The organism is Aestuariirhabdus haliotis, from assembly GCF_023509475.1.
In the GTDB taxonomy this organism is placed as follows: Bacteria; Pseudomonadota; Gammaproteobacteria; order Pseudomonadales; family Aestuariirhabdaceae; genus Aestuariirhabdus; species Aestuariirhabdus haliotis.
In genome coordinates this window covers 25243-38170 of the sequence record NZ_JAKSDZ010000030.1, presented here as the reverse complement: position 1 = coordinate 38170, position 12928 = coordinate 25243, and the positions used below count along the sequence as shown (strand labels likewise).

At 54.0% G+C, this 12928-nt stretch carries 12 protein-coding genes; 9 read left to right on the top strand and 3 right to left on the bottom strand.

Annotated elements, in window-relative coordinates; all coding sequences use genetic code 11:
- The first annotated feature begins 362 nt into the window (after positions 1 to 362).
- The 5 genes from MIB40_RS14595 (at position 363) to MIB40_RS14575 (ending at position 5301) form a co-directional block, all read left to right on the top strand.
- Positions 363 to 887 carry an RNA methyltransferase gene (locus MIB40_RS14595; RefSeq protein ID WP_249695670.1) on the top strand — a complete coding sequence of 175 codons (525 nt, stop codon included), beginning with the start codon at positions 363 to 365 and terminating at the stop codon, positions 885 to 887.
- A 102-nt stretch (positions 888 to 989) separates the two neighbouring features.
- A complete protein-coding gene (locus MIB40_RS14590; protein WP_249695665.1) occupies positions 990 to 1268 on the top strand; it encodes a peptidylprolyl isomerase in 279 nt (92 codons plus the stop codon).
- Between the two features lie 167 nt (positions 1269 to 1435).
- On the top strand, positions 1436 to 2545 hold the full coding sequence (locus tag MIB40_RS14585) for an S-(hydroxymethyl)glutathione dehydrogenase/class III alcohol dehydrogenase (RefSeq protein WP_454892285.1): 1110 nt from the start codon (positions 1436 to 1438) through the stop codon (positions 2543 to 2545).
- 10 nt (positions 2546 to 2555) lie between these two features.
- Positions 2556 to 3404 (top strand): S-formylglutathione hydrolase, encoded by an 849-nt coding sequence (fghA, locus tag MIB40_RS14580; protein WP_249695656.1) that lies wholly within the window; start codon positions 2556 to 2558, stop codon positions 3402 to 3404.
- Between the two features lie 331 nt (positions 3405 to 3735).
- Positions 3736 to 5301, top strand: a complete 1566-nt coding sequence (locus MIB40_RS14575) for a putative bifunctional diguanylate cyclase/phosphodiesterase (RefSeq protein ID WP_249695651.1) — start codon at positions 3736 to 3738, stop codon at positions 5299 to 5301.
- A gap of 65 nt (positions 5302 to 5366) precedes the next feature.
- Here MIB40_RS14575 and maiA read toward each other — a convergent pair whose 3' ends face one another.
- Positions 5367 to 6017, bottom strand: coding sequence for a maleylacetoacetate isomerase (maiA, locus tag MIB40_RS14570; protein ID WP_249695647.1), 651 nt, complete (start codon positions 6015 to 6017; stop codon positions 5367 to 5369).
- Between the two features lie 223 nt (positions 6018 to 6240).
- On the opposite strand from maiA, the gene MIB40_RS14565 reads away from it, so the two are divergent.
- Complete coding sequence (locus MIB40_RS14565) at positions 6241 to 7464, top strand: serine hydrolase domain-containing protein (RefSeq protein WP_249695645.1); 1224 nt, start codon at positions 6241 to 6243, stop codon at positions 7462 to 7464.
- A 42-nt stretch (positions 7465 to 7506) separates the two neighbouring features.
- Here MIB40_RS14565 and MIB40_RS14560 read toward each other — a convergent pair whose 3' ends face one another.
- Entirely contained in the window at positions 7507 to 8118 is a 612-nt protein-coding gene (locus MIB40_RS14560; protein WP_249695644.1) for a PEP-CTERM sorting domain-containing protein, read from the bottom strand.
- A gap of 383 nt (positions 8119 to 8501) precedes the next feature.
- Here MIB40_RS14560 and MIB40_RS19770 point away from each other — a divergent pair, with 383 nt between their 5' ends.
- The gene (locus MIB40_RS19770; RefSeq protein WP_249695641.1) at positions 8502 to 9149 is read left to right on the top strand and encodes a glutaredoxin domain-containing protein; all 648 of its coding nucleotides are present in this window, start codon (positions 8502 to 8504) and stop codon (positions 9147 to 9149) included.
- Between the two features lie 47 nt (positions 9150 to 9196).
- On the opposite strand, the gene MIB40_RS14550 is transcribed toward MIB40_RS19770, so the two are convergent.
- A complete protein-coding gene (locus MIB40_RS14550) occupies positions 9197 to 10759 on the bottom strand; it encodes a SulP family inorganic anion transporter (protein ID WP_249695639.1) in 1563 nt (520 codons plus the stop codon).
- 33 nt (positions 10760 to 10792) lie between these two features.
- Between MIB40_RS14550 and cbiB the strand changes: the two genes are divergently transcribed.
- Together cbiB and cobD are read left to right on the top strand one after the other, a co-directional pair.
- Complete coding sequence (cbiB, locus tag MIB40_RS14545; RefSeq protein ID WP_319941680.1) at positions 10793 to 11911, top strand: adenosylcobinamide-phosphate synthase CbiB; 1119 nt, start codon at positions 10793 to 10795, stop codon at positions 11909 to 11911.
- Entirely contained in the window at positions 11911 to 12918 is a 1008-nt protein-coding gene (gene cobD / locus MIB40_RS14540; protein WP_249695637.1) for a threonine-phosphate decarboxylase CobD, read from the top strand. The genes cbiB and cobD overlap by 1 nt, the downstream gene beginning before the upstream one ends.
- Positions 12919 to 12928: the final 10 nt, after the last annotated feature.

The following is a 12928-nucleotide window of genomic DNA, read 5'->3' as shown; positions in this document are numbered from 1 at the left end:
CTAAAAATGGCTTTTATCAAGGCGAAGCCTGCCGTTCATGTCGAGACCTGGACAAGGGCTTCAACACCGAGAAAAGCCATTTTTAGGCCCGCCCTCCGGGGCTTTCAGGCAAACCCAGACTCGTTGTTACGCCTTTTTAGAAAGGTCTCGACCTTACTGCAAAGGCGTGCCGCGATTCTGAATTCGCCTGAAAGCCAGAGCTCATCTGAATTAATCAGAGGGCCCTAAGGCTTCGCTGACTTAATCTGCATCGTCTAAATAAAGGGGCTGACAGAACGGGTTTGACGGGTATATGCTGCCGGGCATCGACAGGTTTTATGATGCCGGGCGGCGTTTGCCCGGCAGGCAACGGACGTTTGATAATGAGTAACCTCCCTCGGGTCTGTATTGGCCTGAACAACCCCAAGAGCCCGACCAATGTCGGCGCGGTGATGCGGGCCGCTGGCTGTTATGGCGCCGACGCGGTGCATTACACCGGCCAGCGTTACGCGCGGGCGGCGAAGTTTCATACCGATACCAAAAAGGCCGCTGGCAAGATCCCCCTGACGGCGGTTGATTCGTTGTTAGACCAAATCCCCGAAGGTGCGGCGCTGGTCTGTGTCGAGATTGTCGAGGGGGCGACGCCCTTACCGGCATTCGAACACCCCGAGCGGGCCTTTTATGCCTTTGGACCCGAGGATGGTACTTTGCCCCAGGCGGTGATCGACCGTGCCGACGCGGTGGTCTATGTGCCCACCATCGGCTGCATGAATCTGGCAGCATCGGTCAATGTTTTGCTTTATGATCGTTTGGCCAAGCGGGGCAGTACCCCGGCCAACGATGCTCTGATTCGTCAGCAGCGTGATACCAATAACCGGGTGAAGGTCAAGACGGCCAACCCCTCGTAAGATTCCATTGAGTGGCTTGACGGTTATCCGGGCATACGCTGGAGTCATCGCCTCAGGTTTTAACCCATTTTCGTATTAACCCCGCGATCAGGAGAACGACCCATGCCCGTTGCCAGTGCTCGTCACATTCTGGTGAAAACCAAAGCCGAAGCCGATAGCTTGAAGCAACAACTCGCCAAAGGCGCCGACTTTGCCAAATTGGCGCGTAAGCATTCGCAATGCAATTCCGCCAAGCGCGGTGGTGACCTGGGTGAGTTTCGTCCCGGACAGATGGTTAAGGCGTTTGACGATGTGGTGTTCAAAAAAGCCGTTTTAACCGTACATGGGCCCGTTAAAACCCGTTTCGGTTACCATTTGATTGAAACCATTTATCGTAACTGACCTCGGTAGCCACCCCACATATTGTAGGCAGCGACCGAATAGTACTTACCGGCTTGGATTCGTTTTTATGATCGCTTTATCTACACTCATCGTATGCTTCGTTGAACGATAGCCGGCTCTGTCGATAGCCTCGAATACGAGCTTAACAGCAAGGAGATATTGGAATGATTAAATCACGCGCAGCGGTCGCCTGGGGCCCCAATCAGCCTCTGTCGATTGAAGAAGTGGATGTGATGCCTCCCCAGGCGGGTGAGGTATTAATACGTGTTGTGGCCAGCGGTGTTTGCCATACCGATGCTTTCACCCTGTCCGGGGAAGATCCGGAAGCGGTTTGGCCGGCTATTCTCGGTCACGAGGGTGGGGGCATTGTCGAGCAGGTGGGCGAGGGCGTGACCAGCGTGGCGGTGGGTGACCATGTGATTCCCCTCTACACCCCCGAGTGCGGCGAGTGTAAATTTTGTACGTCTGGAAAAACCAACCTGTGCCAAAAGATTCGTGAAACCCAGGGCAAGGGCCTGATGCCCGACGGCACTACACGATTTTCCCTCAATGGTAAGCCGATCTATCACTATATGGGGTGCTCTACCTTTTCCGAATACACCGTGTTGCCGGAGATCTCCCTGGCCAAGGTGAACCCGCAAGCGCCACTGGAAGAGGTGTGTTTGCTCGGTTGCGGTGTCACCACCGGCATGGGCGCGGTGCTCAATACGGCAAAAGTGGAAGCGGGCGATACCGTGGCCATCTTTGGTCTTGGCGGGATTGGTCTCTCCGCCATTATTGGCGCCGCCATGGCCAAGGCGGGGCGAATTATTGCGATCGATCTCAATACCCGTAAATTTGACCTGGCCCGGAAACTGGGTGCGACCGACTGCGTTAACCCGGCCGATTACGACAAGCCCATTCAAGAAGTGATCGTTGAGCTTACGGATGGCGGTGTGGACTACTCCTTTGAGTGCATCGGTAATGTGAACGTGATGCGCTCGGCTCTGGAGTGTTGCCACAAAGGCTGGGGGGAGTCGGTCATCATCGGGGTCGCCGGTGCCGGTCAGGAGATCAGTACACGACCTTTTCAGCTGGTAACCGGGCGTGTCTGGCGGGGTACTGCCTTTGGTGGGGTTAAGGGACGCAGCGAACTACCGGGTATCGTAGAACAATACCTGGCCGGGGAATTTAAACTCGACGACTTTATTACCCATACCATGGAACTGGATGCGATCAATGAAGCCTTTGATCTGATGCATAAGGGTGAAAGCATCCGCAGCGTTGTTCACTTTTAAGGGGGTGTCCATGTCGCTTGAAAGACTAAGCAACAATCGCGTTTTTGGGGGGTGGCATCGGCAATACCAGCATGAGTCCCAGGTGCTCAATTGCACCATGCGCTTTGCTGTCTACTTGCCACCCGGCGCTACGCCTGAAGCGCCGGTACCGGTGTTGTACTGGTTGTCGGGCCTGACCTGCAGCGATGAAAATTTTATGCAAAAAGCCGGCGCTCAGCGTATCGCCGCCGAACTGGGTATGGCCATTGTCGCGCCAGATACCAGCCCCCGGGGCGAAGGCGTCGCCGATGATCCCGGTGGTGCCTACGACCTGGGTTTGGGAGCCGGATTTTATGTCAATGCTACCCAGGCTCCCTGGAGCCAGCACTATCGCATGTACGATTATGTGGTGGAGGAGTTGCCGGCGCTGATCGAAGCGACATTTCCGGTGACCAACGAACGAGCCCTCAGTGGTCATTCGATGGGGGGGCATGGCGCACTGGTGATCGGCCTGAAGAATCCCCAGCGTTATCGCAGCATCAGTGCTTTTAGCCCGATCAGTAACCCATGCGATTGTCCCTGGGGGCAAAAGGCCTTCGGCGCCTATTTGGGGACGGATGAAAAAGAGTGGGAACAGTATGATGCCAGTGAACTTATGGCCACCGCAAAAGGGCCGATTCAGTTGCCGGTGCTGGTGGATCAGGGTGAGGCCGATGATTTCCTCGAACAGCAGTTGAAACCGGAAGCGCTTAAGTCCGCGGCTCTGAGCAGCCGTTATCCGTTAGAGCTGAGGATGCAGCCGGGTTACGACCACAGCTATTATTTTATCGCCAGCTTTATCGAGGATCATCTGCGTTTTCACTGGCGTTGTCTGGGCTAATCTGCCCCAAGAGCTGTTACCTTTGATTCCGGGTGGTTTTGAAAGTCCAGCCGGTATCAAAGGTTATGAGAGGCTATCGTACAATAGTTTGCAGCTCTCTTCGTCCTTATAAAAGGGCGCTATCGTTTAAATTTCGCTCATTTTTCCCTTTAATCCGTCTTGTTCCAGCCGTTTTTCCCGGGATGGGTTTCATCATCACATAAATCTGGTATCGTCTTTTGCTATATGAGCTGTAGCATTTATCGCTAAATAGCTCTGTTACTTGACGTAGGGACACGTCTTGATAATTAGCCAATCTGGCCTTCTTTGTAATACAGTCAGGACTACCGTAATGCCTAAAAGAGGACCTCTGTCGCCGCTGCTTATAGAGGTAGTGATCGCTTCATGTATTGCATTATCTGTTTTCTTTGTTTTTATTCTTTTTGACCTGAATGAGCAGTGGTATGCGCTAACCAGGCAATATGAGGACTACGAACTTGATGAGCTGACTGGCCTGGTGGTGGGTGCCTTACTCGGCTTGTTGTTTGTGAGTATTTGTCTGTTACGACGTTCATTGATTGACCGTAGCAGTATTTTGACCCTGTCTCGGGATATGGAATATCAGGCCTATACCGACCATTTGACCCAACTGCCCAATCGTCGCGCCCTGGACAAGATGACCCGTAGCCTGATTGCCCAGTCCTCCAGCCGAAAAAATGCCTTCACCCTGATGTCCATCGATCTGGATAGCTTCAAGTTTATCAATGATACCCTGGGGCATTCGACGGGGGACAAGTTACTGAAAGCGGTATCGGATCGTTTCTCCAAGGTGACTCCGGAATCCTCGATGGTATTTCGAATCGGGGGCGATGAGTTTTGTGTCTTGTTGCCAGGGCAGACATCCAATGAGCAATGCCTGCAAATTTGCGATGAACTCAATGCCCATATTACCGATCCCTTTTGTATCGATGGGCAAAAACTGCATATCTCCCAAACCATTGGTATCAGCCGTTATCCGGAAGATGGCAACACCTTTGAGCAGCTGTTAAAGATTGCTGACATTGCCATGTATATGGGCAAAAGCCCGGGGCAGGGTCGTAACAACTTTATGGACCGGGATTTTATTCGGGATATGAAGCGACGCTTTATTGTCCAGCACGGGTTAAATGATGCTGTGACGAAAAATGAGTTGTTTGTCGAGTATCAACCCAAGGTGGCGCTGGGCAGTGAAGAACTCGTGGGTTCTGAAGCCCTGGTGCGTTGGCGCCACCCCGAGCATGGTCTGATTCCGCCCAATGAATTTATCTATATTGCCGAAGAAAGCCATGCGGTACGCAGTATCGATTTTTTCGTTCTGGAATCGGTTTGCAAGCAGATTAAAAGTTGGGGCCAGGGCGCCAAACCCGTCGCCGTTAACTTATCACCATTACTCTTTGCCGATGCCAATCTGGCGACGGATATTATGTCCGTTATCAGAAAGCACGATATTTCACCCAGCTTAATTGAGCTTGAAATCACCGAGCGCACTATTGTGGCTGATTCCGATATACCCATGCGTATCTGCAAAGCCTTAACCGAGCAAGGCGTTAAGCTGAGTCTGGATGACTTTGGCACGGGCTATTCGTCTTTATCCCATCTGGCCGACTTTCCCATTTCGGCGGTGAAAATTGATCGCGCCTTTATCCGTCGCATTTGTCATCACGATCGTACCCGCAATATTGTTGCGGCGGTTATCGGACTGGCCGCGGCGCTCGATATCCGTGTGATTGCCGAAGGCGTAGAAACCGCTACCCAACATTCATTGGTGGGGTCGATGGGGTGTGACGAAGCCCAGGGCTATTATTTTGGCAGGCCCATGGCCAATGGGGATTTTACCCATCGTCTTCTGCATGGTTCGTTGCAGCCAGCGGAAATCTGAGACTGTTTCATTTCAGCACCGGTTGTGAGGCTTCGGTTCACTTGGTGATTCCCGCCCCGGGTTTGTTACTGGGCATCTCCCTGCGCTTCCGGTACGGCTTGCTGAAAAGCCTGTAGTTTCAGGCAGGCTGAGTTAATACGAGTGATCGTCGGGTAGTCTGTCAGGTCGATATCAAATCGATTGGCGTTGTACACCTGGGGTATCAGGCAGGCGTCGGCGAGTCCTGGTGATTCCCCATGGCAATAGGTGCCGGTATCGGAGCTTGTCTTGAGCATCGTTTCCAGGGCGTTAAAACCCTGGGTTACCCAATTCTGGTACCACTGCTTTTTTTGTTGATCCTCGATCTCAATCGTATTGCTCAGGTATTGCAGTACTCTCAGGTTGTTTAGCGGGTGTATTTCACAAGCCACCAGTTGCGCCAATGCACGGACCCTGGCTCGACCCAGGGCATCGGCGGGCAGTAAAGCAATACCGGGTTCAACCTCGTCCAGATATTCCATAATCGCCATGGACTGGGTCAGTACCCTGCCATTATCTAACTCCAGGGCTGGCACCAGCATTTGTGGATTTAGTTGGCGGTACTCATCAGCGTGCTGTTCACCACCGTTGTTGACCAGATGCAGATAGGCTGGCTGGTAAACGATCTGTTTAAGGTTCAGGGCAATGCGGACTCGGTAGGCCGCTGAAGATCGCCAATAGGTATAGAGTTTCATCATTATTCCCTCGGGTATTGCGTCCGCTAGCTGGCTGGATTCGGAATTGATTTCAGAGCCATGACAAACCATCAAATGCTCTGTGGTTTTGTTGAATAACTATAGCGGGAAGCTGTTTGATTTCATATGTAACTTTTTTGTCGTCACCGCTGACTCTGTAGCAGTTTGGATCCCGGGGTGAATTCTGTATGCTTAGAGCTTTCAAACAACTGTTTAAGGTTTTGCTGTGCGTCTTTCAATAAAAAAAATACTGTTGGCTCTATTGTTACTGTTGTTGCTGTTCACGGGTATCTTTAGTACAGAAATTCGCCAGTTCTACCACACGGTCCGTTTGTTTGATGCCGATGTGATTGTGCATAACTTTTCCCATATGGAAGAGGTTGCACCGACTGCCGTTATTTCGCGTCAGGCGCCGGTTAATCAATTCGGCAGTGCTCCTGAAGACTTGCCAGAAACCTTTGTCTATAAAGGACAAACCCGCAATATGGCCGATTTTCTAACAGCCAGCAGCACCACGGCGCTGGTGGTATTAAAAGGAAATAATGTCACCTTTGAGGACTATTATCAGGGTACCGGGAAAGCCGATTATCGAATCTCCTGGTCGATGGCGAAAAGCTTTCTCAGTGCACTGTTTGGTATCGCGGTAGAGGAGGGCTACATCAAGGACCTGAACGCCCCCGTCACCGATTACGTGCCGGAATTAAAAGGCAGTGGCTACGAGGGTGTCAGCATCAAAAATGTGTTGCAAATGTCCAGTGGGGTTTATTTCAACGAAGACTACGGCGATTTTAATAGCGACATCAATCGCTTTGGTCGCGTTATGGCCCTGGGTGGCAGCTTCGACGACTTTGCGGCTTCCCTGACTTCCGAGCGCGAGCAAGGCAACTTTATGCATTACGTCAGCATCGATACCCATGTGATTGGTATGGTACTACGCGCGGCGACACAAAGACGTCTGGTCGATTACTTTAATGACAAACTTTGGTCCAAATTGGGGACGGAACAGGATGCCATTTATATTACCGATAGCACGGGTGAACCCATGGTCCTCGGCGGCCTTAATCTGATGGCTCGTGATTATGCTCGTATGGGGGCCTTGTACCGGGACAGTGGAGTATTGAATGGCCAACAGATTGTGCCGGCGCAATGGATCGAGGACAGCATTACTCCCGATGCGCCGCACCTGATGCCGGGCGAGAGAGACAGTGCCAATACCAATCTGGGCTATGGTTACCAGTGGTGGATACCGGAAAACCCGGACCAGGAGTTTATGGCGCTGGGCATTTACGGCCAGTACATCTTTGTTGACCGTAAAAACGATGTGGTGATCGTCAAGAACAGTGCTGACCGTAACTTTATGGCCAACGATTATGAGAGTACTGATATCGCCATCGCCGCCTTTCGAGCCATTTCGGCCTCTCTGGCACAGCCTGCGGTGGCGAAACAGTAGCCGTTGCGGAGTAAAACTCGGCCCGCCTGGGCGGGCTTTGAATCAGGCGCCCAGAATTTTTCGTCGCATCGCGAATAAACCCAGCGCCAGTAAGGCCAGCGTCGATGGTGCAGGGATTGTTGCGCTGGCACTGCTGCTGGTCTCTATGGTCAGGGTACCGGTGGCGACCTCAACCCGGCACCGGGTCGGAAAGTCGGCGGGGCAAGTGGCTGCGAAAGGATTAAAGCGAAGCAGCAGGGAATTATCGTCAAAACTGTCGACAGAGGCGATACCCGAAGACACCAAGGTGCCTCCCACCCCTGTGATGCGAGTGGGTTCGGTGCCTGTCCAGGAAATATCCATTAAACGCCAGAAGAATCCCTCCAGGTTCAATGCTCCATCATCGTTTTCATCGGTGGCTGCTGTATTGATCTGCCAGCTGGCACCATCAATGTTTCGAATAAAACTGAACCAGCTATCACCGCTGGGGTCGGGTATATTTGGGAGGCCAAGACTGGTGTTGGAGGGGCAGTCATTGCTGATGGTGGATTGCCCCCGAATTGAATTGTTGATTGTCAAAATACCTGCAACGGCGGAGGTTCCGCAAATAGAGGCGGAGGCACTGCTGACATAGAGTCCCGAGAGTAGTAACGTGGCTAACAGTAGTCGGTTCATTATTATTATCCTATCGATGTGTGTTTTGCCGATCATGCAAGACTGAGCCCACACCAGTGAACATGGGGGCTGCAGATGGTTCCGTATAGGCTGTTGTAAAAATAGCTGACATCTGGAGGGCGGCTGGATAGGCGTCGCCTTAATGCACAGGTTATATCGGCTGAAGTACCAAGGAAGGGGGCAAGGCTTTGGCTTGTTTAGGGCGGGCCTAAAAATGGCTTTTCTCGGTGTTGAAGCCCTTGTCCAGGTCTCGACATGAACGGCAGACTTCGCCTTGATAAAAGCCATTTTTAGGATCGCATAGCTCTATCTGAATTGATCAGAGGTGCCTTAGGGTTGAGTGCCATGAAACAGCTACTGGCGTTGAAGGGTCTTGAGAGAAGGTGGCGTACTTCGTTCTGGTGGTGGAGATGGTGGGTAACGCAGTCGAGATCAAGCTGTATCGATGGGCAGGACAGTGGGGACCCTTTTTGGTCAAGATTCCCTGCGGCGAATGTGCCCTGACTCTGGACGTGATCAAGGATACTCTGGCTCGGGAGCTGGCAGGTATTGAGGTATCTCTTGAGGTGCGGGATTGGCTGAGTTGCTGGTGGCAACCACTGCTAAAGGGCGGTTGGCATGCCCCCATCGTGATGGTCGATAACCGGGTTGTCAGCCAGGGGGCGGCCCTCAATCGTGGGGTGCTGACTCAGGCCGTGATCGATGCCCATAGCCAGCATCGACCGCTTGAAGGTAATCGGATCTTTGGCAAACCAGGGTGCCCCCATTGTGCCCGCGCCAAAGCCTATCTGGACCAGGCGGGTATCGATTTCACCTATGAAGATGTGGTGGCCTCACCCCGTGCACTATATGAGATGCTGGCTCGGGTAAAATCGATCATCGGGCCGACAACGCCGGTGACCTTGCCGCAGATTTGGTTGCAGGGTGATTATATTGGCGGTGCCGATCAGTTATCGGCGCGCCTTCATAGAATGGTAGAGCCTAACCCCGAACGGGGTCAGTGCTCACTGTCGCCGTCAGCACCGGATTGATACCGGGCTGGGGCGATCTAGGGCTTAGGCAGAAAAGACGGCCATCTTTAGGCCAGTTCGTCGGTGGCGACGCGATAGTTCGGATCTTCCATTACGTTCACTTCGCACAGGCTTCCGGCGCGCTTGAGCAGCTTGCGGCATTCTGGGCTCAGATGGCGCAGGTGCAATGTCTTGCCCTGGGCCAGGTATTTATCGGCCAATGAATCGAGTGCTTCGATGCCGGAATGATCGCTAACCCGTGAGCGCTGGAATTCGATAATCACATCGTCGGGGTCATTACGCGGATCGAACAGTTCGCGGAAATTGGAGACAGAGCCGAAAAATATGGGTCCGCGCAGCTCGTAGACCTTGCTGCCCTTGTCGTCGATGTAGGTTTCCACGTGAATATGCTGGGCGTGTTTCCAGGCAAACACCAGAGCCGAGACGATAACACCAACCACCACCGCAATCGCCAGATCGGTAAAGACGGTAACACCGGAAACCAGTACCAGGATAAAGGCATCGGTGGTAGGAATCTTGCGAATGATTCGAAAAGACGACCATTCGAAGGTGCCCAGTACCACCATAAACATAACGCCCACCAGTGCGGCCAGCGGAATCACTTCGATCAGCTTGGCGGCGAACAGGATAAAGCACAGCAGCACCAGCGCAGCGGTGATACCGGACAGGCGACCCCGGCCGCCAGAGTTAATGTTGATCATGCTCTGGCCAATCATCGCACAGCCACCCATGCCACCGAAGAAACCGTTAACGGTGTTGGCGACGCCCTGGCCAACGCATTCCCGATTGCCCTGGCCACGGGTGTCGGTGATCTCATCGATCAGGCTCATGGTTAACAGGGATTCGATCAGGCCCACCGCGGCCAGAATGCAGGAGTAGGGCAGGATGATGTAGAGCATCTCCCAGCTCAGCGGCACCATCGGAATGGCAAAGCTGGGCAGGTCACCTTTCAGGGTGGCTGTGGCCGCTTCTTCTACGGGCAGGGAATCCCGGACGAAATCGATCACCGTGCGGGCATCCAGTCCGAGCAGATGTACCGCCAGGGTGACCACCACAATGGCGGCCAGTGAGGAAGGTATGGCGGTGGTGATTTTAGGCAGCAGGTGAATGATGGCCATGGTAATAAAGACCAGCAAGCCCATGGTAAAGAGCATGGAGCCCTGCATCCATTCCATACCCGCATCACCGCGCACCTGAAACTGACCCAGCTGGGCCAGGAAGATCACGATGGCGAGTCCGTTGACAAAGCCCAGCATAACCGGGTGGGGCACGATTCGAATGAACTTGCCCAGTTTTAACAGACCCGCGGTGATCTGAATCACCCCAGCCAGAATAACGGCGGCAAACAGGTATTGCACGCCATGTTGTGCCACCAGAGCCACCATAACCACGGCCATGGCGCCGGTAGCGCCGGAGATCATGCCGGGACGTCCCCCGATAATGGAGGTGATCAGGCCCATCATAAAGGCGGCATAGAGACCGACCATGGGGGCAACCCCGGCGACGAAGGCAAAAGCGACCGCCTCGGGCACCAGCGCCAGGGCCACGGTGACACCGGACAGTATGTCGTTCTTGGCGTTGGGTTGTTTGCGGGCAATCAGGTCAAACATCGAAATCCTTTGGGCATTGTTGGCTGTAATTGGGTGAAAAAGGCACCGAAAAAAGGCGGGGGATACTACCATTTATCCCCCAATGGGGCTAGCGAAAGCGGCACCGGGTGGGCTAACTCTTTTGCGATAGTAGCGATTGGCTTTAGCTGCTTTTGTGATCGGCGTATCATGGGCGCCCTCGATCATCATGATTATTTGGACATCCTGAAAACTATGCTGTGGAGCCCTCTCTGGTTACCCCTGTTGCTGCTTGCTCTGTTGCTGGATGGACTGTTCGGCGAGCCGCGACGCTGGCATCCGCTGGTGGGCTTTGGCTATCTGGCCGATAAACTGCAACGAGGGTTCAATCGAGTGCCCTATGAACCGATCTCCATACTCTCGGGCGGCCTGGCATTACTGTTACTGGTGGTGCCGCCGCTGTTATTGATGGCTCCGCTGTTACAGCTTCCGGTGATAGGGGAGCTACTGGGCCTGCTGTTGCTCTATCTGTGTCTGGGGGGGCGCAGCCTTGCGGAACATGCCCGTGCCATTATGGATCCGTTGCAGCAAGGGGATCTCGACAAGGCTCGACAGCGAGTGGCGATGATTGTTAGCCGCGATACCGATCAGCTGGATGAGGAGGGCACCTGCCGGGCCGCGCTGGAATCGGTGCTGGAAAATGGCGCCGATGCGATCTTTGCCACCCTGTTCTGGTTTATCGTTGCCGGTCCTATGGGCGCCGTGGCACATCGTCTGGTCAATACCCTGGATGCCATGTGGGGATACCGTAGTGACCAGTATCGGTATTTTGGTCGAGTGGCGGCACGTCTGGATGACCTGATGAATTATATTCCTGCACGACTCTGCGCTCTGGGGTATGCCGGTGCCGGCACATTTGCGACGGCTATTAATTGCTGGCGGGAACAGGCGTCCAGCCATGATAGCCCCAATGCCGGGGTAGTTATGGCCGCCGGTGCCGGTGCGCTGCAACGTCAGTTAGGTGGTCCCGCGAAGTATCGCGGGCAATGGCAGCAACGCCCCCCCTTTGGTTGCGGTCAACCTCCTGCGGCAGCCGATATTGAAGCGGCGCTGGTGCTGGTCAGGAACGCGTTGCTGCTATGGGTTGCGGTTGCCCTGCTGCTTTGGTTGATGCTTACCCTGGAGGTGCTCTGATGCGCCATCGCCCGCCCCATGGTGGGGACCTGAATCGCGCCTGTCGCGAATACGGCATTCCACGCAGTGATTGGATTGATCTTTCCACCGGCATTAATCCCAACGGCTGGCCGGTGCCCGAGATACCCGGTGAGATCTGGCGGCGCCTGCCCGAAGTGCCGACCTCTTTGCTGGATGTGGCCGCGCATTACTTTGGCTGCCAGATTGATCAGCTACTGCCCGTGGCCGGTAGTCAGGCGGTGATTCAAACGCTGCCCTCTATTATCCAGGCACCGAGAGTTGCGGTTCCCGACTTGGGCTATGCCGAACATCGTGCGGCCTGGCAATCAGCCGGTGCTCAGCTTATTGAGTATCCGGCCGGTGCCGACCACAAGCAGTTGGAGCGGGTGGCTTCACAGGCAGACTTGATGCTGGTGATCAATCCCAATAATCCCTCGGGTGATCGGTATTCATTGACCCGGTTATTGTCGCTGTCTCAGGTTCTGGCTGAACGCGGTGGTTGGTTATTGGTGGATGAAGCCTTTATCGATATGTCGCCCGAGCACAGCCTGGCTTCAACTATCAGGCCGAACATCATTGTTTTGCGCTCATTGGGCAAGTTTTTTGGCTTGGCCGGTGCACGCGCCGGTTTTGTGCTGGGGGCAAGTCCGTTGCTGGAGTCGATTGAACTGGCATTAGGTCCCTGGTCGGTCTCCGCTCCCGCACTCTACCTTGCAGAACGGGCTTTGTCGGATACGGCATGGCAACAGCAAGCCGCCGTTCGCTTGCACTCGGAGGGTGAGCGACTGTACCAGTTGATGAAAAAATGCGGACAGGGGCCCGTACGCAGCGGTGGACTCTTTACTACGCTGTTTACCGATCAGGCACCTGCACTGCACGAGGGGTTGGCACTACAAGGCATCTGGACGCGGCTGCTGGATAATCACCAGGGTGTACGCCTGGGCTTACCGGCCAATGAAAACCAGTGGCAACGGCTGGAGAATGCGTTAGGTGATGGATCATCATAATTAATCATCC